At 59.5% G+C, this 25,307-nt stretch carries 19 protein-coding genes; 15 read left to right on the top strand and 4 right to left on the bottom strand.

The window, feature by feature from the left end:
* The first annotated feature begins 66 nt into the window (after window positions 1-66).
* From mfd to MSL71_RS21720, 15 genes are all read left to right on the top strand, one after another.
* Window positions 67-3,582, top strand: a complete 3,516-nt coding sequence (mfd, locus tag MSL71_RS21650; protein WP_180144798.1) for a transcription-repair coupling factor — start codon at window positions 67-69, stop codon at window positions 3,580-3,582.
* Window positions 3,560-4,231: a hypothetical protein gene (locus MSL71_RS21655; RefSeq protein WP_180144802.1), complete on the top strand. Its 672-nt coding sequence runs from the start codon at window positions 3,560-3,562 to the stop codon at window positions 4,229-4,231. Before mfd ends, MSL71_RS21655 begins: the two co-directional genes overlap by 23 nt.
* Window positions 4,232-4,351: 120 nt before the next feature.
* Window positions 4,352-5,035 (top strand): SurA N-terminal domain-containing protein, encoded by a 684-nt coding sequence (locus tag MSL71_RS21660; RefSeq protein ID WP_180144804.1) that lies wholly within the window; start codon window positions 4,352-4,354, stop codon window positions 5,033-5,035.
* A gap of 35 nt (window positions 5,036-5,070) precedes the next feature.
* A complete protein-coding gene (locus tag MSL71_RS21665) occupies window positions 5,071-5,460 on the top strand; it encodes a helix-turn-helix domain-containing protein (RefSeq protein WP_180144808.1) in 390 nt (129 codons plus the stop codon).
* 61 nt (window positions 5,461-5,521) lie between these two features.
* Window positions 5,522-5,788: a RodZ domain-containing protein gene (locus MSL71_RS21670; RefSeq protein WP_180144811.1), complete on the top strand. Its 267-nt coding sequence runs from the start codon at window positions 5,522-5,524 to the stop codon at window positions 5,786-5,788.
* Between the two features lie 269 nt (window positions 5,789-6,057).
* Window positions 6,058-7,422: a magnesium transporter gene (gene mgtE, locus MSL71_RS21675; RefSeq protein WP_180144814.1), complete on the top strand. Its 1,365-nt coding sequence runs from the start codon at window positions 6,058-6,060 to the stop codon at window positions 7,420-7,422.
* A gap of 6 nt (window positions 7,423-7,428) precedes the next feature.
* Complete coding sequence (recO, locus tag MSL71_RS21680; RefSeq protein WP_180144817.1) at window positions 7,429-8,208, top strand: DNA repair protein RecO; 780 nt, start codon at window positions 7,429-7,431, stop codon at window positions 8,206-8,208.
* 13 nt (window positions 8,209-8,221) lie between these two features.
* A complete protein-coding gene (locus tag MSL71_RS21685; protein WP_180144821.1) occupies window positions 8,222-9,292 on the top strand; it encodes a GHMP family kinase ATP-binding protein in 1,071 nt (356 codons plus the stop codon).
* A gap of 418 nt (window positions 9,293-9,710) precedes the next feature.
* Window positions 9,711-10,589: a glycine--tRNA ligase subunit alpha gene (gene glyQ / locus MSL71_RS21690; RefSeq protein WP_180144824.1), complete on the top strand. Its 879-nt coding sequence runs from the start codon at window positions 9,711-9,713 to the stop codon at window positions 10,587-10,589.
* Window positions 10,590-10,669: 80 nt separating this feature from the next.
* Window positions 10,670-12,751 carry a glycine--tRNA ligase subunit beta gene (gene glyS, locus MSL71_RS21695; protein ID WP_180144826.1) on the top strand — a complete coding sequence of 694 codons (2,082 nt, stop codon included), beginning with the start codon at window positions 10,670-10,672 and terminating at the stop codon, window positions 12,749-12,751.
* Between the two features lie 143 nt (window positions 12,752-12,894).
* The gene (locus MSL71_RS21700; protein WP_180144828.1) at window positions 12,895-13,155 is read left to right on the top strand and encodes a hypothetical protein; all 261 of its coding nucleotides are present in this window, start codon (window positions 12,895-12,897) and stop codon (window positions 13,153-13,155) included.
* Between the two features lie 296 nt (window positions 13,156-13,451).
* On the top strand, window positions 13,452-14,183 hold the full coding sequence (locus MSL71_RS21705) for a nucleoside phosphorylase (protein WP_180144829.1): 732 nt from the start codon (window positions 13,452-13,454) through the stop codon (window positions 14,181-14,183).
* A gap of 102 nt (window positions 14,184-14,285) precedes the next feature.
* Window positions 14,286-16,124, top strand: a complete 1,839-nt coding sequence (locus tag MSL71_RS21710) for a BRCT domain-containing protein (protein ID WP_180144831.1) — start codon at window positions 14,286-14,288, stop codon at window positions 16,122-16,124.
* 406 nt (window positions 16,125-16,530) lie between these two features.
* Window positions 16,531-18,765, top strand: a complete 2,235-nt coding sequence (locus MSL71_RS21715; RefSeq protein WP_180144833.1) for a dynamin family protein — start codon at window positions 16,531-16,533, stop codon at window positions 18,763-18,765.
* A 499-nt stretch (window positions 18,766-19,264) separates the two neighbouring features.
* Window positions 19,265-19,759, top strand: a complete 495-nt coding sequence (locus tag MSL71_RS21720; protein ID WP_180144837.1) for a GNAT family N-acetyltransferase — start codon at window positions 19,265-19,267, stop codon at window positions 19,757-19,759.
* A 77-nt stretch (window positions 19,760-19,836) separates the two neighbouring features.
* Here MSL71_RS21720 and panF read toward each other — a convergent pair whose 3' ends face one another.
* The 4 genes from panF to MSL71_RS21740 all read right to left on the bottom strand — a co-directional run bounded on the left by panF (window position 19,837) and on the right by MSL71_RS21740 (window position 25,048).
* Entirely contained in the window at window positions 19,837-21,327 is a 1,491-nt protein-coding gene (gene panF, locus MSL71_RS21725) for a sodium/pantothenate symporter (protein WP_218951105.1), read from the bottom strand.
* Window positions 21,324-21,611: a YhdT family protein gene (locus tag MSL71_RS21730; protein ID WP_218951106.1), complete on the bottom strand. Its 288-nt coding sequence runs from the start codon at window positions 21,609-21,611 to the stop codon at window positions 21,324-21,326. The genes panF and MSL71_RS21730 overlap by 4 nt, the downstream gene beginning before the upstream one ends.
* Window positions 21,612-22,171: 560 nt before the next feature.
* Window positions 22,172-23,719, bottom strand: coding sequence for a hypothetical protein (locus MSL71_RS21735; protein WP_180144841.1), 1,548 nt, complete (start codon window positions 23,717-23,719; stop codon window positions 22,172-22,174).
* A 426-nt stretch (window positions 23,720-24,145) separates the two neighbouring features.
* Window positions 24,146-25,048 (bottom strand): DMT family transporter, encoded by a 903-nt coding sequence (locus tag MSL71_RS21740; RefSeq protein WP_180144843.1) that lies wholly within the window; start codon window positions 25,046-25,048, stop codon window positions 24,146-24,148.
* Window positions 25,049-25,307 lie beyond the last annotated feature (259 nt).

Raw genomic sequence — 25,307 nt, forward strand, 5'->3', positions numbered from 1 at the left:
TTTTGGGTAGTGTCGTGCCGGCAAGCGCTTTTTGTTTTCAATCCGTAATGTTTCCGTACAGTGAATATGGCTCAAAATCAAGTGGAAAACATCCTGCGTCCTTTCCTGGCGCAACTTCAGGGTAAAGGGACCTCCTCCGTCATCGCCGGGCTGGCCGGGTCTGAAAAAGCCCTGGTCACGGACACCATCTCCAGGCTGGTCCCGGGCCCCCTTGTGGTGGTCCTTCCCACCACAAAGGACGTGGACCTTTTTCTGGGGGACCTCTCCCTGTTTGCCGGGGTGCCCACAGACGACGTGGCTGCCCTGTTCCCCCCTTATAATATCCTGCCCTATAAATCGGTGTCCTATCACGCGGAGACCTCCGCCAAGAGGATCCGGACCCTTTATGCCATGCTGGAAGGCCGGATGCCCAAGATCGTGGTGACCACCGTGGACACCCTGATGCAGCGGTTGATCCCCAAGGACGAGATGAACGCCTACGCCGATCTCCTCATGGTCAACGAGGAGGTGGACCGCGGGGAACTCATCTCGAACCTGGTGGCAGGGGGCTATGTCCGCACCTCCATTGTGGAGGAACCCGGGGACTTCTCTGTTCGGGGGGGCATCGTCGATTTCTTCTCACCTTACCATGACGACCCGGTGCGCGTGGAGTTTTTTGGTGATGTGGTGGACTCCATTCGTTTATTTTCCGCCACCAACCAGAGGCGAAAGGGCTCTCTCATGGAGGCGGTCCTCCTTCCCGCCAGGGAGACCATCCTGCGCCGTGAAAAGCTGGAAGAGGTGGTGGGCAGGATACGAAGGGCCGCCGCAGCAGCGGGTGTTCCCCTCGACGAAGTGAAGGACCTGGTGGGCCGCGTCAAAGAGGAAGAAGGGGGCGCCACGGTGGAGAGCCTCCTCTCCCTGGTCTACCCGTCCCTGGACACCTTTATGGATTACCTGCCCTCCAATGCCCTGATGGTGATCCCGGATCCGGACGGGTTGCGCAGGAGTCGGGATGTTTTTCTCCAGAGGGTGGCCGGAAACTATGAGCTGGCGCAGAAGGGGAATCGTCTCACCGTTGAGCCGGAGCAACTGTTTCTGGGCAAGGAGGAGCTGGAAGCCCACCTTAAGGCGTGTCGGGTATTGGAGTACGCCATGGTGGCCACCGAGTCCATGGATACCGGTGGGAGCCTTCCTCTGTCCATTTTCGATCACAGCGCCCTCACTGCTGAGCTCAAGACCCGCCACACACGGGACGAGTCTCCCTTGCAGCCCCTGGTGGACCGCCTGGAGTCCCTTCGCCGGGAAGGGCATCTCACCTGGATCCTCTGCAGCCGTGAGCCCCAGGTGGAACGACTCCTGGAGCTGTTGAAACCCTACGGCATCGAGCCACCCGTGGGAACGTATAACCGGGAGGCGTCCCCCCGTGGAGGCGCCCTTCGCATTGCCGTGGGGCATCTGTCCACCGGCTTTTTCTGGGCCGACGCAGGCCTGGCCGTCATCACCGAGGACGAGATTTTCGGAGCCAAGCGGCGGGTGGTGCGCAGTGCCAAGCGGCGGGCCCGGGACGAGCTCCTCTCCCTGGGCGAGCTGAAGGAAGGCGACCTCGTGGTCCACGACGAACACGGCATCGGCCGTTATGTCGGGCTGACCAAGATCGTGGTGGGGCGAATCACCAGCGACTACCTGGCCATCGAATACAAGGACGATGACCGCTTCTACCTGCCCGTGGACCGCATGGGGATGATCCAGAAGTACGTGGGGGTGGAAGGGCACAAGCCCCTTTTGGACCGCATGGGGGGCAAGTCCTGGGACAAGGTCAAGGCCAAGGCCAAGAAAGAGGTGGAGAAGATGGCCGGCGAGCTTCTCAAGCTCTACGCCGAGCGCAAGGTGAAAAAAGGATTCAAATTTTCCGCCTCCGATGCCTACTTCAACGAGTTCCAGGCCTCCTTTCCCTACGAAGAGACCCGGGATCAGCTCCGGGCCATCGACGATGTCCTGGACGACATGGAGAAAGAGAACTCCATGGACCGCCTGGTCTGCGGGGACGTGGGCTACGGCAAGACCGAAGTGGCCATGCGTGCCGCCTTTAAAGCCGTGGCCGACGGCAAGCAGGTGGCGGTGCTGGTGCCCACCACGGTCCTGGCCGAGCAGCACCTCAAGACATTTCGGGAGCGGTTTGATCGCTACCCGGTCATTGTGGAGAGCCTCAGCCGCTTCCGCAAGGCTGCGGAACAGCGCCGCATTGTCGAGTCCCTGTCAGAGGGCAAGGTGGACATCGTCATCGGGACCCATCGCCTCTTTTCCGGAGATGTCGACTTCAAGGACCTGGGCCTTTTGATCATCGATGAGGAGCAGCGGTTCGGGGTCCGCCATAAAGAAAAGCTCAAGGGGCTCAAGAGCACCGTGGACGTGCTGGCCCTCTCCGCCACCCCCATCCCCAGGACCCTCCACATGTCCCTTGCGGGCATGCGGGACATCAGCGTCATCTCCACGCCCCCTGAAGAGCGGCAGGCCATCATCAGCTATATCGCCGAATACGACGACGCCATTGTGGGGGAGGCCATCACCCGTGAGCTGGGTCGCCAGGGGCAGGTTTTCTTTGTCCACAACAACGTGGCCTCCATCGAGCGCATGGCCGATCGCATCCGGGACCTGGTGCCTGCGGCCCGGGTGGGGGTGGCCCACGGCCAGCAGACCGAGCGGGAGCTGGAGAAGGTGATGTTCGCCTTTGTGGAAAAGCAGATCGACGTGCTGGTGACCACCACCATCATCGAATCCGGCCTGGATATCCCTTCAGCCAACACCATGATCGTGAACCGGGCCGACCGGTTCGGGCTCTCCCAGCTTTATCAGCTCAGGGGGCGCATCGGGCGCGGAGACGAGCAGGCCTTTGCCTATCTGTTTGTTCCCGAGGAGGCCCGTTTGAGCCGGGATGCGGCCAAGCGCATGAAGGTGCTCATGGAGCACACCGACCTGGGGGCCGGATTCCAGATCGCCATGAGCGATCTCCAGATACGGGGCGGGGGCGCTGCCCTGGGTGCCTCCCAGTCCGGGCACATCGCCGCCGTGGGTTACGACATGTTTCTCACCCTCATGGACGAGGCCATCTCCGAACTCAAGGGACAGCCCAAGGTCCATGCCCTGGAGCCCGAGATCAACGTTAATTTTTCCACCTTCTTCCCGGAGGACTACGTCCCGGACATCGAGCAGCGGCTGGTGCTGTACAGGCGGCTTGCCAAGATGCGGGAGCTCCGGGAGATCGCCGATATCAAGGGCGAGATCGTGGACCGTTACGGCAAATTGCCGGAAGAGGCCATGAACGTCCTGTTGAAGATCATGCTGAGGATCGAGGCGGTGAGGGCGGGGGTCAAAAAACTCGAACTGTCCGGCACCCAGCTCTCCCTGTCGTTTTCCGATCTTCACCAGAAGGTGCCCCACGCCATTGTGGAGGTGACGGCCAGGGGAGAGGGGCGCTACGAGCTGACGCCGGATCTTCTCTTTCGGGCGACCCTGACCAAGGGAACCAACAGCAGCCTGCTGACGCAGTGCAAGAATATTCTCAAGGAGGTGGCGGCCTATGTTAACCCGTCAGACAATTAAGCAGGGGGTGCTGGCCCTTTCGGTCCTTGTTGTTTCAGGGCTTTTTACAGGGTGCACCGGCGGGGCCGGTCAGGACCCGGAAACACCCCTGCTTTCATGCCGGGGGCGGGCCGTGACTGCGGGGGATTACCAGGATGCCTTAAAGCTGGCGCTCCAGGGCTATCCCTATGAGAGCCTTTCCAAGGGTGAAGAGGTGGTGGCCATTCGCAAAGGGGTGCTGCACCAGCTCCAGGAGGAGCTTCTCTTGCTGTGCCTTGCCGACGAAAAGGGCATCACCCTTCGGGAAGGGGCCCTGGACGCGGCCGTGGCAGATGCCGGGGCAGGGTACCCCGAGGGAGCCTTTGAAAAGGAGCTGACGGATCGTGGGATCTCCTTTTCCCTCTGGAAGCGGCGGCTGGCCAACCGGCTCCTGGCAGAGCAGGTCCTTGCGTCGGAATTCAGGAATGAACGCCTCCTTTCCTATGCTGATTTCCAGGCGGTCCAGGGCGGAACGTCCTCGACATTGAGTGAAGAGGGGCTGGTCAGGCAGGTCAGGCGTTCACGTATGGAAGCAGCCTATCGTGCTTGGCGGCGGAGCGCTCAAGGAAAATATTCAATTGAAGTTAACGGCGAATTGTGGGAAAAGATCCTTGAAGAAGGCAGACCGTAGCGTTCCTTGGTGGGAAAAAACGTCCCGCGGAAATGGGGGGCATTTTGGCTGCAAGTGTTGAAACGCTTTTTATTTCAGGCGATTCGGCGAGGCAGTGTTTAATCGGAGTCGGACGAATTTATGATTAAGTCAACGACCGGACAATGTAAAAAATGGGTGTGGTGTGTGCTCGTGGCTGTTTCTGCCTGTCTTGTGGCAGGGACGGCGGCGGCGAAAAAAGCCGAGGTGATCGATCGCATCGTGGCCGTGGTCAACGATGATGTGGTGACCCTTACGGACCTGAACGAAGAGCTGGCCCCCTATGAAGAAAAGATCCGCCAGATGAATTACCCTCTTGAAAAAGAGATGCAGATGCGGTTCAAACTGCGTGAGGATCTGATCAATCAGCTTGTGGAGAAAAAACTCACCGATCAGCTTGTTGCGAAAAAAGATATCCATATCGGCGAAAAGGAAGTGGACCGGGCCATTGAACGGGTCAAGAGCCTCAACCAGTTCACCGATGAGGCGTTACGAGCCCAGCTCAAAGCCCAGGGCCTGGATTACGAGACCTACCGCAGCGAGATCAGGAACCAGTTGCTGAGGAACCGTCTGGTGAGCTACGAGGTGAAGTCAAAAATCGTCATCACCGACGAAGATGTTCAGGAATACTACGTCGCCAATAAAAAGGAGCTTGGGAACAAGCCCCTTGAAGAGGCGCTTCGCGCATCCATTACCGATCAGTTGTACCAGGACGCCGTGGGCAAGAAATTCGCCCAGTGGCTCAGTGATTTGAAAAAAGAAGCACATATCAAGGTGATTCAGTAATACCGCAGGCCGGCGGCAGTGAAGGAAGGGGGCGCATGGCTGAAAACAAAGATGAGGTTCGGGAACGGCCCCAATTTAACGAATACCTTCGGGATACCCGGTTGCAAAACGGCATCACCATTGAAACGGTGTGTCGCGAAACCAAGCTCTCCCGTCATGTGGTGGAGAGCATTGAGGCGGGAGACCGCAGAGCCCTTCCCGAGGATGTGCTGCTCAAGAGCTTTCTGCGCTCCATGGCAGAAGCTTGCGGCGCCGACGGGGAAACAGCGGTTTCTCTCTACTTGGAAGCGTACCCTCCGGCTCCGGAGGGTGTCCGCTTCTGCAGCTCCGGGGACCGGAAACGGAACCTGGGGATTCTTTTTGCCCTGCTTTGTCTGGTGACCTTTGTGGTCCTAGGGGTCTCTTTTTTTTTTGACGCCCCCTGACACCGGCGTATCAGAGCAGGCGGAGCCTCCCTCAGAGGCTCGCACCATACCCGAGAAAAAAGTGAAAGAGAAAAGGCGCTCCGAAAAGACCCGTGAGGGGCTCCTGCTGGAGATCCTGTCGGCCGGAAAGGCCCATGTCAAGGTGAGTGCAGACGGAAGTCAGCCCAAGCCCTATGCCATGAGACAGGGAGAGCGCATCTCCATCCGTGCGGTGGAGAGTTTCAATATTCTTCTGGAAGACAAGTGCGCCGTCGCCTTGTTTTACAACGGGCGGCCCGTGGAGATTCCCGGGCCCTGCGGGCGGCCGGTGAACCTCTGGATTCCATAACGGATCCTTAGAAGGCCCGGGCCACCGCCGCAAAAGCCGGCAGGCACAGGCCGGCTTTTTTGTTTTTACTCCGCCAGCTTGAGGTGGCGGGAAACCTTTTGACCCCGACGCGATCAGGACAACCGCGCCTCTGATTTCGTCGGGCCTTGGAAGCAGGACACGGCAGCCCCGAAGGGCGTTCCCCGATTTTTATTGTGGGGCCCTTGGGGAGTACCGTGCCCTGTCTGCCGTCGGGGCCGCTGGGGCCCTGTCATGCGGGGAGGATTATCATGAGCGAAGACAGGAACAAAATTCTTGAAGAGACCATCAAGCGGCTTTTGAGGCGCGGGGCCATCACCAACCTTCAAAAGATCGTTAACAAGACACACGCGGCGGACCTCTCCGTTGTCTTCAGGAACCTTTCGGTCAACAGTCAGCGCAAGCTCTTCGACATGATAGAGGACTACGAACAGAGGGCGGTGCTCCTGAGTGAACTCAGCGAGTACACCTTCACGGACTTTATCGAGACCATCGAGGTGGAAGAACTCCTGGATGTGTTCGATCACATGCCCGCCGACGACGTGGCAGACCTCATCGCAGACCTTCCCAAGGAGAAGGCCGACGCCGTCCTCGAAAAGATGAAGACCGAGGAGTCCGAAGAGGTGGAGGATCTCCTCAGCTATGACGACGACACCGCGGGCGGGATCATGGTCCCGGACTTCGTGGCCCTTGCCGAAGAGATCACCGCACGGGAGGCCATCGAGTCCCTCCAGAAGGACTTCCCCGATGTGGAGATGCCCTTCTACCTCTATGTGGTGGACGACCATGAACGGCTCGTGGGGGTGGTTTCCCTGCGTCAGCTCGTGGTGGTCAAGCCCGGCACGCCCCTGAAGGAGTTCATGACCACGGACATCTTCTCCGTGACCACCGACATGGACCAGGAAGAGGTGGCCAAGATCGTGGCGCGCTACGATATCCTGGCGGTGCCTGTTGTGGATGACAACAACCGCCTCATGGGGATCGTTACCGTGGACGACGTCATCGATATTTTCCGTCAGGAGGCCACCGAAGACATGTTGAAGATGGCCGGTGTGGGCGAGGAGTTCGTGGAGACCCAGTCCATTGTGAGCAGTACCCGCATCCGCCTGCCCTGGCTCTTTGCCAGCTGCATCGGTGGGATCCTCGCCTTTTTCATCATCGGGCATTTTGAAGACACCCTGAAGCAGGTGACCTACCTGGCCGCCTTTCTCCCGGTGATCATGGGGATGGGCGGGAACATCGGCACCCAGTCCTCCACCATTGTGGTGCGGGGTCTTGCCACGGGGCGTCTCGTGGCCGACGATCTGAGGAACGTGGTGTGCAAGGAACTCAGCATCGGCATGATCCTGGGCATCATCTACGGGGGGCTTATCGCCCTTGCCGCCCAGGTGCGCTTCGGCTCGGAGATCAACACCATGATGCTCGCCGTTTCCGTGGGGCTGGCCGTTCTCTCGTCCATGTCCATCGCCGCCCTTGTGGGTTCCCTGGTTCCCATGGTGTTCGGGCGCATCAACATCGACCCGGCCGTTGCCACGGGGCCCTTTGTCACCACCAGCATCGACATTATCAGTGTCTATTGCTATTTTAAGATTGCCACCCAGCTCCTGGGGCTTTAGGCCGGTATGGCTCTTGTTCCCCAGGTGATCATCCGGAAGGCCCGGGCTATTTTGCTCCGCAAGGTGGAGTACGGGGACCACGATGTGGTCCTCACCTTCCTGACCCCGGACAAGGGCAAGGTGAGCGCCTTTGCCAAGAACGCCAAGAAGAGCGTGAAGCGGTTTTCCGGTGTTCTGGAGCTCTCGACCCTTCTTGAGATCGTGGTGCGCCAGGGCAGGGGCCTTCCCTATCTGGAAGAGGCCTCCATCCTGGACCCTTACGAATCCATCCGCACCGATTACCTGCGCTCCGCCTATGCCGGTTACTGGTCCGAGGTGACCATACAGTGGCTGGAAGAGGATGTGCCCCAGGAGCGCCTCTTTACCCTTTTCGAGTCCGCCCTGGGCGCCCTCAACGACTCCCGGAGATCTCCGGGGAGTGTCAGTATCCTGTTTCAGATGCTCTTTCTCGACATCGCCGGTTTTGCACCGTCCCTGGCCCAGTGCGCCGGGTGCGGCGCCTCCATGGAGACCCCGTCCGGGGACCGGGTGCTCTTCGACCTGGATCGCGGGGGTCTGGTCTGCCCGCAGTGCCGTGGGGAGGCCCGTCATCGCATGGCCATCTCCGTGGGGACCCTGAAGCAGCTGAGGTGGGTGCTGGACGAAGGGCTGGAGGGTGCCTTTCGCGTGCGGTTCAGCCCCAACACAGAGCGAGAGGCCCTGGCCCTCATGGAGCGGTTCCTGCCCCGTCACCTGGGGCGTGAACCCAAGAGCCTCTCTTTCCTATCCAAAATCCGATCCACGTAAAGGATATCCCGCCATGTCCCATGACACAGGCCGTCCCATCCGTTCAACCGTCGTGACCTCCGCACCCTGCCGGGTGGATATGGGGGGGACCCTTGATCTGGCCACCTTTCATCTCCCGTTGCGGCATCTGGATCCCGTCACCTTCAACCTGGCCCTGGATCTGCGGACACGGGTACGCATTGCGCCGTACACCGCCGGGCGGGTGCGCGTCTCTTCCCGGGGCTTCGAACCCGCCGAGTTTCCTGCCCGGGAGCTTCCCTTTGATCATCCCATGGGGTTGATGTTCGGCATCGCCGCTTATTTTGATGCTTCGGGCGTGGCCATTGATATCGATTCGGCCTCACCGCCCCGCAGCGCCCTGGGGGGATCTTCTGTTGCTGCGGTGGCCCTGTGCGCCGCCTTTCTCTCTGCCCTTGAGGGCATGGAGGACGGCGATGCCCTGAAAGAACGCGCCGCCCGCATTGCACAATCCGTGGAGAGCGCCGTGGCAGGTGTTGTCTGCGGGATTCAGGACCAGATGGCCGCCGCCTTTGGCGGGGTTTCCCTCTGGCACTGGGACGGGGAGGGGCGGTACCGGCGGACACCGGTGTGCGACACCGGGGGCACGGACCCGTCGGCCCATATGGCGGTGGCCTATTGCGGCATTCCCCATGATTCCCTGGACGTCAACGGGCGATGGGTCAAAGGGTTCCTTGCCGGGCGCCACAGGGCGGAGTGGGTTCGTATCATCGAGCTGACCCACGCCTTTGCCGAGGCCATGGCCGCAGGCCAGTGGCGAGAGGCCGGAGAGCTCATGAACCGCGAGACCCGCATCCGCCAATCCATGACACCGGATGTGCTGGACGAAACAGGAATGCGACTGGTGGAAAGCGCCGTGGCTCTGGGGTGCGGAGCCCGCTTCACCGGTGCCGGCGGCGGCGGGTGCCTCTGGGCCGTGGGGGAGGCCGGGGACATGGCAGCCGTGAGGGATGCCTGGGTGTCCATCTGCGCGGAGATTCCCGGGGCAAAGCTCCTGCCGCCAGCCGTGGCATGGCACGGGGTAACCACCGAGGGGGCCGAGGCCTGGCGGGCGTCTGTTTCCTGACAGCCCGGCCCGGAGAGGGCTGTGCTGTCCGTCTCCTTTGTCAAGCTTTTCAAAGCCTTGGCTGTTGCCTGGGTGCAACGGGCTATTTTTTCGTGTTTCCGGGCCCTTGCGAAGGCCTTGGCACGGGGCGGATGCCCTGCGCCTTTTGATTGACTATCGCTATCTTATCATGTAGTTTTCTTTGGTTAAAATAAGATGACCGTGCAGCAAAGGGATGTAATCCGGACGTTTTCCACGCATGTTGTGTTGCGGTGGCGAGGTACCCCATTATATAGCGTGTCGCATCGCGATACCCTGCGCCCTTGCAGGCCATCACAGGATATAAACCTTTACGACCGTGAAAGGGGCGGGGTGTGGGTCCACACCCGTTTTTAAGGAAGCGTCTTTCCAGGCACCGAGTTATTTGAGGAATCAAAAGATGAATTTTCAGGATGTGATTTTAGCGTTGCAGAAATACTGGGCGGGCACCGGCTGTGTGCTGAGCCAGCCCTTAGACCTTGAAGTGGGGGCCGGGACCTTTCATCCTGCGACCCTTTTGAGGTGCCTCGGGCCCGAGCCCTGGAAGGTTGCCTACGCCCAGGCTTCCCGTCGTCCCACGGACGGTCGCTACGGCGACAACCCCATGCGCCTGCAGCACTACTACCAGTTCCAGGTGCTGATGAAGCCCTCACCCGACAACGTCCAGGAACTTTACCTGAACAGCCTCAAGGTGCTGGGGATCGACCCCATGGACCACGACATCCGTTTTGTGGAGGATGACTGGGAGTCGCCCACCCTGGGTGCCTCCGGCCTTGGGTGGGAGGTGTGGCTCGACGGCATGGAGGTGACCCAGTTCACCTATTTCCAGATGGCGGGCAGCATCGAGGTCAAGCCCGTGTCCGTGGAACTCACCTACGGCCTGGAGCGCATCTGCATGTACCTCCAGGGCGTGGACAGCGTCTACGACCTTAAGTGGAACGACACCCTCACCTACGGGGACATCTTCCATCAGCAGGAGGTGGAGCAGTCCACCTACAACTTTGAGGTGGCCGACGTGGACATGCTCCTCGACCTCTTCAAGAAGTACGAAAAAGAAGCCGAACGCATCATTGAGCAGGGCATCGTCCTGCCCGCCTACGAGTGCTGCATCAAGTGTTCGCATCTTTTCAACCTCCTCGACGCCCGCGGGGCCATCAGCGTCACCGAGCGAACCGGTTACATCGGCAGGATCCGAAACCTGGCTCGCATCTGCGCCCACGGATACATCGAGCAGCGGGAGCGCCTCGGTTTCCCCATGCTGAAGAAACAGCAGGGCTGATGAGTTCCCCTTGCGGGCTCCGGCCCGTCCTTACGACAGATTTTGCTGCACCATCATCGCAGCCGACATACAGGTGAGATATGAAGACCTTACTTTTTGAAATTGGAACGGAAGAGATTCCTGCCGGGTATATTCGGCCCGCCCTTGACTTTTTAGCCGCGGCCGTGGCCGACAGGCTGAAAGAGAACCGCATCGACGCCGGGGAGGTCTCCACCTACGGCACCCCCCGTCGCCTCACCGTCATGGTCAAAGGCGTGGCCGAGGGCCAGAAAGCCGAGACCACCGAAGTGACAGGTCCTCCTGAGTCCGTGGGCTATGAAGCCGACGGCACCCCCAAGATGCCCGCCGTGAAGTTTGCGGAGAAAGTGGGCATCGACGTGTCCGAGATCCAGATCAAGGAGACCAAGAAAGGGCGGTACCTTTGTGCCAGCGTGGCCGAAGAGGTCAAGCCTTCGGTGGAGGTTCTCTCGGAGATCCTTCCCGAGCTGATCCACAAGGTTCCCTTTCCCAAGACCATGCGCTGGGCCGACCTCTCCGTCACCTTTGCGCGCCCCGTCCAGAACATCGTGGCGCTCCTGGGTGAGACGGTGATTCCCTTCTCCTTCGGCAACGTCACCAGCGGCAACGCCTCTTTTGGTCACCGCTTCATGAACCCCGGGCCCGTGGTCATCGACAACCCCGATGCCTACCTGGAGATTCTGGAGAAGGTCAACGTCATCGCAGATTTCGATGCCCGACGCGTCATGGTGAAGGAGCGGGTAACCGAGGCCGCCAAAGAGGCGGGCGGTGTGCTTCTCCCCGATGAGGAGCTCTTTGACACCGTCACCAACCTCATCGAGTACCCGGTGGTGGTCATCGGGACCTTTGACGAAGATTTCCTTGCCGTGCCCGACGAGGTGCTCATCACCTCCATGCGCGAGCACCAGAAGTACTTTGCCGTGGTGGATGAGGCAGGTAAACTCAAGAATGCCTTCCTTGTGGTGAACAACACCCGCGTCAAGGATCTCTCCCTGGTGCGCCGCGGCCACGAAAAGGTTCTGCGCGCCCGTCTTGCCGATGCGAAATTCTTCTTTGACCAGGACCTGAAAGAGACCCCCGATGCCTGGGTGGAGCGCCTCAAAGGCGTGCTGTTCCAGGCCAAGCTCGGCACCGTTCACGAGAAGGTCGGGCGCATCCGCCACCTGGCCGGCGTCCTGGCCCGGGTTGCCGAAGCCTCTGCCGATACCGCGGCCCACACCACCCGTGCGGCTGAGCTTTGCAAGGCAGACCTCGTCAGCCACATGGTTGTGGAGTTTACCAAGCTTCAGGGTGTCATGGGTCGTGTCTACGCCGAGAGGGCAGGGGAGGACGCGGCCGTGGCCGCTGCCATCCAGGAGCACTACAAGCCCCTCTACTCCGGAGGGGAGCTTCCCCAGACCGAAGAAGGGGCCCTGCTGGCCCTGGCCGATAAGCTCGACACCCTCTGCGGCTGCTTTGCAGCGGGCCTCATCCCCACCGGGGGCGCCGATCCCTATGCCCTGCGCCGTCAGGCCATCGGCATCGCCCAGATCATGGTGAAGATGGGGTACGCCTTCCCCTTGCGCCCCGTGCTGGAAGAGGGCGTTGCCGCCTATGCCGACCGCATCGAGGTCAACACGGACGAGACCGTTGCTGCCATCATCGATTTTTTCCGAGGCCGCATCGATCACCTCCTCTTTGAAGAAGGGTACGCCAAAGACGTTGTGGCGTCTGTCACCTCCGTGGGCATCAACGTGGTACCGGATATCTGGATGCGTGTGAAGGCCCTCTCCGAGCTCAAGGAGAAGGCGGACTTCGAAGCCGTGGCCGCAGCCTTCAAGCGTGTGGTCAACATCATCAAAAAAGCGGACCTCTCCGGGGGCGTTCCTGCCGTGGACACCTCGCTCTTTGAACACGAGAGCGAAAAAGAGCTCGTCAACGCCTTTGCCGCCACCCGCACCGAGGTGGAAGACGCCCTTAAGGACGGTGGCTACGACAAGGCCCTCACCGCCGTGGCCGGGCTTCGACCTTCGGTGGACCGGTTCTTCGAAGACGTCATGGTCATGGCCGAAGACGCCGATGTCCGGGCCAACCGCCTGGCCATCTTGGCGGGCATCGCAGGGCTCTTCGGGGATATTGCTGATTTTTCCAAGCTCTCAGCTTGATCTGAACAGGCCCCGTGGCATCACCCGAAAGGGCCCGGCCGGACGTACGGTCGGGCTGCTGACGGGGCCTTTATGTAAACCACCACCCATCCGGTTTTTGTGCTTAGGCAAAAACCGGCTCACAGAACAAAATGGAGGAGTCCATGGCTGGATTTGATCCGGAAAAGGATAAGAAACTCAAAGAGTGGCGATGCGAGGACACCGGTCTTCTTGTCTCCATCAACCAGTACGACAAAGGCGAGCCCAAGGTGCAGATCGGCCCCCGAATCCTCAAGAAAAAGGACGGTACCGACCGAGCCCCCGCCAAGGCGGGTCGCCTCTCCATCAGCGACATCAGCTTTCTGTACGATATCATTGATGACATCAAAGACGAGCTGGAAAACAACCTTGATCCCATAGAGTAACGGGTTGTCGGCCTGCCTGTTTTTCGGCGGGCCACTGATTCAGGCGCCCCGTGCCGGGGCGCCGAAAAATGGGTCCCATGACCCAGTGCCGCCCTTTTTGCGTTGCCCCTCCATCCGCGCTTCCTGCCGTCGCTTTCCCTGGGACGGGGCACGTGCCGCTGGTTTCCTGTAATATTGCGAATCCGTTAAATAATCTAAGGTGCCGTGTAGCGATCTATTATATAGTGAGAGGTAAGGCACGTGTCGGATGGACGCCACGTGTGACGGCGTGATCGGAAAACAAGGAGGATGCAACCATGACAACAGGTATTGTGACCCCCCCGGAAGGGCCGGAGATTCCCGAAAAGGTGGTCCTTGTGGCTACCCAGCCCGATTTTTCCGAATTGATCAGGACCCTGGACGCCAAGGAAATCAAAGGCGTTCCCATGCCCATGCGGTTGTTCCGCACCGGCAATGTTGCCGTGGCAGGGCCCTTTATGGGGGCTCCCCAGGGCGTGATGCTTTTAGAGAACCTCGTGGCCTGGGGCGGTAAGTATTTTCTCTTTACCGGCTGGTGCGGGTCCCTCACGGGCAAGCCCGGCATCGGAGAGACACTGCTCCTCACCGGGGCCTTTGTGGATGAAGGAACCTCCCTCCATTACGGGGTGGAGGCTGTGGGGCACTGCGTGGCCCCTTCCGCTTCCCAGACCGCCTTTGTCCGGGAGACCCTGGAGAGGGCTGGCACTTCCGTGTCCGAGGGCAAGGCCTGGACCACGGACGCCATGTACCGCGAGACTCCGGAGCGGATCAACCGGTTCAAGGACCTTGGAGCCATCGCCGTGGAGATGGAGGCCTCGGCCTTTTTCACCGCGGCCCGGTACCGCAAGGCCAAAATGTCCGCGTTGATGACGGTCTCGGACGATGTCTCCGGGTTGAGCTGGAACAAAGGTTTCGGGACACCGGCCTTCAAGGAGGGGCGCAAGCGGACCCTTGAGGCCGTGAGCCTTCTGGCCGGCCAATCAAGCTGGGGGCAACCCCAGGACGGCTGAGTAAACGTTCCCCCACGCACGGCTTCGTTGCCTTGCGTGGGGGGCCGAAATGTGATGACAAAAACGACTGGCTGACCTGGCCTGCACGATAGAACGGACTCTATGAATGACATTGAACGGCTCGTTGATGAGCTGAAGCGGTTGAATGCGGCGTATCGAAACGGAGAGCCCCTGGTTTCCGATGCGGAATACGATGAGAAGGTGGAAGCCCTTCGAGCCATGAATCCGGCCCACCCCTACCTCGGAGCAGTGGAACCGGAGACCTTTAACGGCAAGGGAAAGGTGCGGCATCCCGTCCCCATGCTCTCCACGGAAAAAGCGTATAAAATCGAAGATCTCGAGCGTTTTGTTAATCGAGTGGATAAAGCGGCCCTGGAGATCGGGCTCTCCTCCGTGAACTATCAGGTCATGGCCAAACTCGACGGCCTGGCCGGCAGGGACGATGGCACGGAGTTTGCCACCCGCGGCAACGGCTTTGAAGGCTATGAGATCAGCAGCGCCCTGGCCAAGGGGGTGATTCCCGTGGGCGGGCGCGGCAAGGGGCTCGGCGAGATCGTCATGAGCCTCTCTTATTTTGAAGAGAACCTCAAAGACCACTTCGAACACCCCCGCAACATGGTGGTGGGAATCATCACCTCAGATGTCCTCAACGAACACGCCCAGAAAGCCCTGGAAGACAAGGCGGTGCGTTTTGTCCCCTATTCGGAGCTGAATAAATGGACGGGCAGCGGCCCGGAGATGATCGCGTCCATGGACGCCATCCGCGAGGAGGTCTTGGGCGGGATCGATTACCCGGTGGACGGCCTGGTGGCCGAGGTCACGGACGAAGCCCTGCGCACCCACATGGGTGCCACCAGCCACCACCACCGCTGGCAGATCGCCATCAAGACCCGGGGAGAGAGCGCCGTCACCACCGTGGAAAGCGTCACCTGGCAGGTGGGCCGCACCGGCAAGGTCACCCCGGTGATGGAGGTGAGCCCGGTGAAGGTCTCCGGTGCCACCATCCGCCGCGTCACGGCCCACAACCTGGAGCGCCTTCGCTCCGAGAGCGTAGGACCCGGTGCCGAGATCGAGATTATCCGAAGCGGGGAGGTGATCCCCAAGCTTGAAAAGGTCCTCACCCCGTCCGAGGAGGTCTCCATTCCCGAGACCTGTCCTGTCTGCGACGCCCCCCTTGAAGAAGACGACAAGTTCTTGCTCTGCGTCAACCCCATGTGCAGCGCCAAGGCCGAGCAGCGCATTGTCCACTGGTTCAAGACCCTGGGCAGCGCGGACTGGTTCGGTAAAAAGACGGTGCAGAAGCTGGTGGAGAAGGGCTACGACACCCTGGAGAAGATCTATAAGCTGAAGGCTGTGGAGTTCCAGGCCCTGGGCTTTGGTCCGGTGCAGTCGGAAAACCTTTACAACGCCCTGGGCATCAGCCGCACCGAGCCCGTGGAGGACTGGCGGTTCCTGGCGGCCTTCGGGGTCCGCAGCCTGGGCAAGAGCGAAGCCCGGAACCTCCTTTCCGTGTTTCCTCTCACTGAGCTCATCGAGAAAACGGGGGACGAGATCCTTGCCGCCGACATCAGGGGGTTCAAGGGCGCCAAGTGCGAAAACATCGGCACGGGTCTTGCCGTGGTCCGAGAGACCATCCGCCACATGCTGGACCTCGGGTTTCAGCTGGAAGTCACCCCCCTGGCTTCCGAGGTTGCCGAATCGGCCTCGGATTCACCCCTTTCCGGAAAAGGGGTGGTCTTCACCGGTAAGATGGTGCGCGGAAGCAGGGAGGAGATGCAGGAGATGGCCCGGAAGCTCGGGGCCGTGGTGCAGTCCTCGGTTTCGGGCAAGACCGATTTCCTGGTGTGCGGCGCCAATGTGGGCGCAAAGAAGGTGGAAAAAGCACGGGAAAAAGGGGTGGAGGTCATTGACGAGGACCGGTTCTATGAGCTGGTGTCCTAAAAGCGCCTCCGGCGTCTAAGGATTTGTGGGCCAAGGGTTTCGTCACCCCTGAACCCTGGATTGCAAAAGCCCTACAAAATCGATTTTTCCAGCGTTCAAAATAAAACCGAGAAAAATCGACCCAAACGGAGCGCCGCACTCCGGTGCGGCATTTTCGTCCGTTGTTACCCGTGCCGCACCGGAGTGCGGCGCTCCAAGGGGACAAGGGGGGGGGCGGGGGGTGGTGTAAATTAGGTCGATGGCCCAATCGTTGATCAAGGCCGAGGTTGTTTAAAAGGCAACCAGCTTTCAAGGTGGCTCACCTTGCCGCCTGAGGCTGGGTTTCCCTCGCCTTTAACCATCGAAGGCCGTTTTGACCATAGCTGGTGGGCAGTAACAATTATCAATCATGCGGGTTAAGGTGTTTATGAAGCGATACAAGGAGCTGAAAGAGGAGATTCTTAAAGCGGGCCGTGACTTCAGGGCCCTTTTTTCAAAAGCGGCCGGGGCCATGCCGGTGGCTGACGGGACCTTTGATCGGTGGGAGAAAACCCTGGACGGCATCGACCGTCAGATCGGGGACGAGAGTTTTCGCGTGGCCGTGGTGGGGCCCATCAAGTCCGGCAAGAGCACCTTTGTGAACTCGTTGTTCAAGGGGGATTACCTCAAGCGGGGAGCGGGGGTGGTGACATCCATCGTCACCCGCATTCATTACGGTGAGACCCTGGCCTCGGAGCTTACCTTCAAAAGCTGGGACGAGATCAACCGGGAGATTGCCCATGCCGCCGAGCTCCTGCCGGGCATGGATCTCACCGTGGAGGAGACGTCCTTTGACCTGCGCAAGGAGGGGCACCGGGCCGCCCTGGCCGAGGGACTCGAAGGACTCTCCCGGGACATGCTTATCACCGAAGACGCCCGCAACGTCCACACGGTGCTTCTCTCCTCCTACCTCAAAGGGTATGAGCGCATGGAGGGGATGATCCGCCCCGACGCGGTGACTCGTCGCTTTGAAGGGGATGATTTTGCCTCCCACCGGGACTACTCCGGGGACGAGGTGCTGGCCGTCTACTTAAAGGATGTCTGCCTCACCATCGACACCGTCTCCTGGGACCCCTCGGTGGAGATCGCCGATTGCCAGGGGAGTGATTCCCCCAACCCCCTCCACCTCTCCATGATCCAGGATTACCTGGTTTATGCCGACCTGCTGGTGTACGTCATCAGCTCCCGCACCGGCCTTCGCCGGGCCGACATCCGCTTTCTGACCATGATCCGGGAGATGGGCATCGCCGAGAACACCACCTTTGTGGTGAACTGTGATTTTTCCGAGCACGACTCCGTGGAGAACATGGAGGCCATCGTGGCCAAGATCACCGAAGAGCTCTCCCTGCTGATCCCGGAGCCCGAGGTTCACACGGTATCGGCTCTCTACCAGCTTCTGACCTCCCTGGAAGAGACCCTCTCCCAGCGGGACCGCATGCGCCTGGAGCAGTGGCGCCTGGACGAGGCCTTCAGCAGCGCGTCGGTCTCCGGCATGGAGGGGTTCATCAAGGCCCTGGAGGAGAAGCTCACCCTGCAGAAATACTTTATTGCCCTGAACAACCATGCCGAGCGCCAGATGGTCATCGCAAGCGGGGTGCAGCAGTGGATTCGCCTCAACCGGGAGATGCTCACCCGGGACCGGGACAGCGCCTCCCGCCTTGTGTCGGGCCTGACCCATCAGCAGGAGAAGATGACCCATGTCAGGACCATGATTCGAAGCACCCTGGACGGAGCCCTGAAAAAAGTGAAGGGCGACCTCTCCGGCCGGGTGGATCGGTTTTTCGATGCCTCACGGGGGCAGGTGGTGACCGATGTCATGACCCACATCAGGCAGTATGCGCCGGACTACGGGGTTTACGCCACCACAGACGAGGATGAGGACGCCTTTATCCGCGCCATGGGGGCCGTGCATCGCGATTTTCGGCAGGACATGGACCGGTTCCTGACCGAGGAGATCTCTCCCAAAATTATCGGTCTTGCCAGGGAGCTGGAAGAGACTCTCATGGCCGATCTCGACAAGATCACCGCCCCCTACGGGCTGATGATCAACGACACCCTGGGGGACTACCGCCAGGCCGTGGAAGAGCTGGGCCTCACCCTGGGGGAGACCGCTCCTTACAGCCTGCCCTCCATGGACATGGAGACGGCCAGGAAGGTGACAGGCATCCGTTTTCCGTCGGTGTCCGCTGTTCTGGACTACTCTCTGCGCGTCCGTGCCGAGGCCATGGTGCGGTTCGGGGCCTACACGGTGATCAATTTTGTTCGGAATCTCCTCAACAAAGCGCCCCAGGACCGCTCGGCCATCTGTGAAAAAGCCCTTGCCGACGGCATGAACCGCACGAGAAAAGAGGCGCTGGAGTCCATGGGCCAGCACCTCCGGGATTACAAGGAAGCCCTCAAGGAGGGGTACCTCTACAAACTGGCCGACGCCCTGGCCGATCAGCTCTTTGAACGGCACGCCGAAGGGTTCCATGCCTATATCGGACGCCTCGACGAGCTGACCCGCCGCATCGAAGAGACGGGCAAAGACAAGGAGACGGTTCTGGACGCCATGGACGCCATGGAAAAGGACGCGATCCGTCTCTTCAGGCAAGTGGATCAAGTGAAAATGATGGTGGCATAAGAGCTAAAAGCTGGCCTCCGGCGGCCAGGGGATAAATCCCCTGGACCCTAGGTTTGGGAATGCTCTTTCGCCTTCGTTCCTCAGGCTCATCACATTCCCTGACGGGCTTCGCCCGTGCTGAATATGGAAAGGGGCAATCTTCTGCATCAGGGTCTCTTTCGTTCCCAGGCTCTGCCTGGGAATGCGACACGGAGGCTCTGCCTCCAGAATTGAGATCGCCTCATCCTGTAAGCTCCAGTGTCAAGGTGGGGGAAACTTGTAAACTCATTTGTAACTATTCAGCTTATGCCTCCGGCGGTCTTTCCGGGGCCTAAGATTATAAAAAAAACTTAACAAAAAGGTTTGAAAAATTCCTTTTAAATGAATTTTGCGTTTAAAGGCGGATGTGATTTGACCCGAGGAACGAGGGGCAAAACGCATCCGCAACCTGCTTTCAAGGTGGCACACCTTGCCGCCGGAGGCATGTTTTTATATCTTATTTTAAGGAGCTTAGAACAACGTGTCGTTGGTTTTTCGAAATGCGCAGTTGAGTGATGTGGATGTGTGTCATCGTATTGAGTCCTCGCGGTACCCGGAAGATGAAGCGGCGAGCAGGGAGAACATCGAAAGGCGGATTGCTGCTTTTGCCGAGGGGTTCCTTGTGGCTGAGCGGCAGGGGGAGGTTATCGGCTTTGTGAACGGCGGGGCCACCTCCAAGGTGGATCTTGCCGATGAGGAGATCAAGGCGATGATCGGCCATGATCCCAAGGGGGAGAACTTGGTGATCATGTCGGTTGTGGTGGATGAGTCCGTGGCCGGAACCGGCGTTGCCGGGCAGCTCATGAGGGCCTATGTGGCCAGGGCCTGGGAACAGGGACGCAAAAGCATTTTTCTTCTCTGCAAGACCCACCTCATCTCTTTTTATGAAAAATTCGGATTCCGGTGGATCTGCAAGTCAAACTCCACCCACGGTGGTGCCGAGTGGCACGAGATGGCCGCTGAGGTTTCCGCTTAATAGGTTCCCATCAATTCGACCAAATAAAAACACCCCGCAAGAGCGATCTTGCGGGGTGTTTTGGTTTATTGAGCTTGTCAGTCACCGGTTCCCCAGAAGAGATCCAGGGTGGTTTTGCCTGGCTTGGGGTTGAGGAGGCTCACAAGGACAAAGACGCCCAGGGTGATGGCCAGGACCGGGACAATGACGTGCATGCCGGCCACCCGCTTGACGTAGACGGCAAAGAGGAAGTAGGAGGCCACGCCCACGACCATGGAAGCCAGGGCGCCTTCGGCGTTGGCCCGTTTCCAGTAGAGGCCGAGGACCAGGGGCCAGAGAAAAGCGGCCTGGAGCCCTCCGAAGGCAAAGAGGTTGAGCCAGACGATGAGGTCCGGCGGGTTGAAGGATGCACCGAAAACAATGAGCCCCAGGATTGCCGTGGTGTAGACGCTGAGGCGTTTCACCATGGGGCGTCCGGACTCGTCTGCGTCGTCTGTTCCCGGGACCTCTTTTTTGACGTAGGTGATGTAGAGGTCCTTGACGATGGTGGCCGATGCGAGGATGAGCTGGGAGTCAATGGTGCTCATGATGGCGGCCAGGGGGCCTGCCAGGAAGATCCCGGCAAACATGGGGGGCAGGACCTTGAGGGTGAGGGCGGGCATGATCTTGTCTCCTGCGGTGAGGCCGGGCACGATGACCCTGCCGAAGGCCCCGCACAGGTGCATGCCGAGCATGAGAAAGCCCAGGACAAAGGTACCCACGATGATGGCCCGGTGCATGGCGCGGCTGTCCTTGTAGCCGAAACAGCGCACCGCCGTGTGGGGGATGCCGATGACCCCGAAGCAGACCAGCACCCAGAAGGAGAGGATAAAGGGTTTGTTCAGGAATCCGTTGGGGCCTGCCGGGGTGATAAGGGCCGGGTCCACGGCCTGGAGGGAGGCCACCAGGTTGGGGATCCCGCCGCCTGCCTTGATGACTCCGGCCAGCAGGGCCGTGGTGCCCACGAGCATCACCACGCCCTGGACGGCGTCGGTGAGGGCCACGGCCCGGAACCCGCCGATGGTGGTGTAGAGCACCACGGTGGAAGCAAAGATGACAAGGCCGGTGTTGTAGGAGAGGCCGGTCATGCCCTCAAAGAGCCGGGCACCGCCCACGAACTGGGCCACCATGGCGGCGATGAAGAAGATCACCAGGGCCAGGGAACCGAAAATCACCACCCACTGGTTGTCGTAGCGGGCGCGCAGGATGTCGTTGATGGTGACCGCGTTGATGCGCCGTGCGATGATGGCGTATTTTTTGCCCAGCACCGACAGGGAGAGCCAGGCCGCAGGCAGCTGGATCATGGCCAGGAGTACCCATCCCAGGCCCATTTTATAGGCGACACCGGGGCCTCCCACAAAGCTGCTGGCGCTGGTGTAGGTGGCCACCAGGGTCATGGCCAGGACAAAGCCGCCCATCTGACGGCTGCCGATAAAGTACTCCTCCAGGAAGTTGCCGCTCTTGGAGAGGATCCGGTTGGCGTAAGCGGCCAGGAGGTAGACCAGAACCAGATAGATGGCAAGGGGGATGATGAGGGCGGGTTGCATCATGCCTCACCTCCTTTGGCCTTGTCGGCTTTTTCCAGGGAGACCTCCCTGAACAGGAACCGCACCATCAGGGCTGCCAGTATGGCAAAGAGGAGAAATCCCACCACGCAGCTGTAGAAAAACCAGGCCGGGAGTCCCAGGACATAGGTATACTCGGAGACGGGCTTGTCCCCGAATCCGTAAGCGGTGGCATACCACCAGATAAAATAGGCCAGGCTCAAGGCAACGGCAATGGCCGCCTCTTTGTTGGCCTGGATAAAGCGTTTGTCTGTTTGGCGTTTCTTCAAAACCCTTCCCCCTTGAAAAATCAGCAGAATCGATATCTGTCCGCGTGGCAGATCAACGTACGGCAAGTCATCCATTGATCATCCACCGCGCCCTGCACCATAGGTTGCGGCACTATACCATGGAGGGTCGAGGTATGACCACTGGATTTCAAAAATAGAACATCCATTCCTTTTGCCTGTCCGGGGGAGGGGAACATTCGGGAATATGAGGAAGGGTGCCCTTGCGCACCGCCGAAGCGCCGCATCGCTCACCAAAGCCGATGAGGTTGGTGGGTTTTTGCATCGTATAAACTAAGGAGAAGGGTGTAGATTCCCCGGGACCATGGTGCGCAAGCACACCATACGGTGTGACGCGTGAATATCGGTGTCGGGGGTATGAGGTGGGTGCCCTTGCGCACCGCCCATCAAATCCGATGCGGTTGGTGGTTTGTTGTACAGGGCTTTCCCTTCGCCAAACAAAAAAGGCCGGGAGATCCCGGGGAGGGATATCCCGGCCCCATTCCACTGGTCAAGGCCGGATTGGGTAGCCGAGGAGGCGGCCTCTTACAGGGAGGGGGAAGCTAGAAGAAGAACTCCAGTTTGTGGTACAGAGCGTAGGTGTCTTCTGTGGCGGTGCCGCCGCTGCGATCTTCCCAGTAATCACCTGCCTGTAGGAAGGCTGCCACGCCGGTGTAGACGAGGTTGTCCATGATGTTCCAGGTGAGGGTCAGGTCGTATTCGATGCCGTGGTCGTCGTCGACGTTGGCCGGGGTGTCATCGGCCTGGGAGCTGGCGATGAGGGCGCCCAGGTTCACGGTGTTGTCAAAGCAGGTGTAGTTGACCCCTGCGTACATCATGCGGTAGCCGTCCAGTACCGCAGTGTAAGCGGTGCCGAAGCCGTCGCCGATGAGGTTGCCCAGGCCGTCGCCCAGGGTGGTGTTCATGCCGTGCTCGTCACTGGTGAGGATAAAGGCCTTGGCCCAGTCCGAGCCCGGGGCCACGTAGCCCATGTTGCCGATGTCGTCATCATCGTAGTCGGCGTCGCCGGTGGTGATGGCGTACCCGGCCTGGAGGGTGAAGTCCGCGATGTCGTAGCGGAGCTCCCCGAACCAGGCGTAGCCTTCCACGTCTCGTGTGGAATTGTTTTTGTCATATTCGGTTTCCCCGAATATATAATCGAGTTCGGTTGTGATTCCTAAAGGTCCGAATTTACCATCGAAGTAAGGCGCCAGGAGGAATACTTCGGCTTCGGTGGTGCCACCGCGAGCAGCGCCGTCCCAAGCAGCTAATGCGGTGATAGCATCTGTACTACCATATTGTTCAGCACTTGTTTTTGCAGAAAGAGCCTGAACACCGTACGCAGCAGCTTCAGTCGCATTACCTGCAGCAGCGGCCGCAGCGGCTAATGCGCTATAATTCGCTGCAAAAGCAGCATATCGCTCGGCTGATGCTTTGTCGGATAAAGCTTGATCTAATCCCCCCGCCTTTTCGATATCCATGAATTTCATTGCCTGACCTGGATCTTGGAAATAATTAAAATGATAAAAAGCGGTGAGCAGGCCCGTGCTGTACTTTTTGGTCTTGTAGGTGGCGCCGATGTAGTACTTGTCGTTATCGTCATTGGTGATGTCGCTTTTGGCGTTTTCCGTGACCTTTTCGGCCACGGCTCCGATGTAGAGTTTGTTCTCGCCGATGGGGATGGGGGTGACGAGCTTGATGCGGTCGGTGTCGGTCTCGTCGTCGGACCAGCTGGTGCCCCAGACCACACCCTGCATGCGGCCGATGGAGAGGAGGCCGATGGGGGTGATGATTTCCGCGTAGGCACGGTCGAAGTCAAAGTTGTCGTCGTCTTCGTTGTTGTCAAAGGCGGAGTCCCTGGAACTGAGGACCTTGTCCAGGGCGTCGAAGCGGGTGATGATCTTGATGTTGTCGGTGATCTGGGCCTCGGTGAGGACACGAAGCCGCATTTCCCTGAAGCTTTCGGTGGAGTCGCTCTTCTGCAATGTGGGGTTCTCGTTGTTAACGCCTTCGAACTGGAGGCTGCCGCTTATATCCAGATCCAGGGCGAGGGCTGGGGAAGCAATCAGCATCGAAAGAACGAGGGGAAGGAAAAGCAGGCATCGTCTCATGTTTTCGTCTCCTTTGAGTGACATAGGTACCGGTGTGTGACCTGAAGTAAGGCACATAAACAACGTTTTGTGTCGGCGCGACTCAAAACCGGATCCGCCATGGGCAATGTCTCAAAATAACTCAACTGAGGGAGATGTTAGTATGCGTAAACGATGTTATTTTACCCGAAATTAAATGTCAAGTGCTATCGCAAGTAACGACAAGCTTTTTACGGGTGTCTTATTAAGCGAAATCAAGATGCCTTTCTGTGGAGTGTTGAGGGAACTTTTCCTCAAAAACAGGGGGAGCGGGAAGGGCGTTTGGGGTGGCGGGTCTTTTTTCTTATATACCTCCTTCGAGCAGCCGGGTGATGTATCCGAATTGAGGCGGTCCTTTGGCGGATAGTCACCCGGTGATGGCATGGAGGGGCGGAAAAATGATCCTTATTATCCCCTGGCGGTGGGCGTGTTTTTTTTCGGGGCCATGGCCAGGTAGACGTTGCCCCCGAAGATGAGAAAGGCTCCGAGCCACCCGACGAGGGTGAGGGCGGGTTCAGCGGCGATGACAGGGCCCAGGAGTGCGGCCAGGAGGATGCGGGAAGACGAGATGATGCTTCCCTCCACGGCGGTGACGAACCGGAACCCGAAGGTGATGAAGACCTGCCCCATGACGCTCACCACCGAACAGAGGCCCACAAAGAAGAGGGCCTTGCCGCCGGGCCAGACAATGCGATCCCGGAAGAGAAGAAAGATGATGACACACCCCAGGGCGAACATGAAAAAGAGGGTGGTCTCCGTGGAGTGGACCCGTCGCGAGAGGTTGAGATAGATAATGGCCACCGACGCGCTGATGCCCGAGCCCAGCCCCCAGAGGGAGTTAACGTTGAAATGGGAGAAGAGGCCGCTGTGGACCATGTCCGGCACGAGGATCATCACCACCCCGGCAAAGGCGATGAGAACCACGCCGATGGAGGCGAAGCTGCGCTCATCCTTCAGGGTAAACCAGCTCACCAGGGCCACGAACAGCGGGTAGGTCATGTTGAGGATGTTCCCCTCGGCCACGCTGGTGAGGTCCACGGCTTTGAAAAAACAGTAGACGGCCATGGTGTTGGCCACGGTCCTGCCGATGAGGTAGTGCCAGTTCACGGGCTTGGGCGGGCGTTTTTTCATGAGAAGGAGGACGCCGACCATGACGAACCCCAGGAAAAAGCGTCCGAAGACGAAGTTGGCCGAATCGATGGTCACCCCGCTGAGCCTGGCCCATCTGAGGGCGGCGGTGGCGAGGTAGAAGCAGACGGCCGATGCAAAGACCGATGAAAATCCGAGTAATTTGTTGGACGGCTGGCTCATAAGGCAATGGCTCGGGCGGGCATGCCCGTATTTTTTTTATAAGGTGGTGCCGGGATGTCATCAGGGCCAACGGGTCACAAGGGGATCATTCCTGAGGGCGACGAGGGCAACGCGGCAGGGAGGGGACTCGGGCGGCTCTGTGCCGTGCTTTTGTCCCGTGCCGGTCATTCGGCCTGCTGCCCCTAGGCAACCATGCCGAATGAGGTCCTTAGATATGCCCTATTGCGGGAATTGTCAATGGGTATGGACTTTTGAAACC

This window comes from Desulfoluna butyratoxydans (assembly GCF_900699765.1).
GTDB classification, from domain to species: Bacteria; Desulfobacterota; Desulfobacteria; order Desulfobacterales; family Desulfolunaceae; genus Desulfoluna; species Desulfoluna butyratoxydans.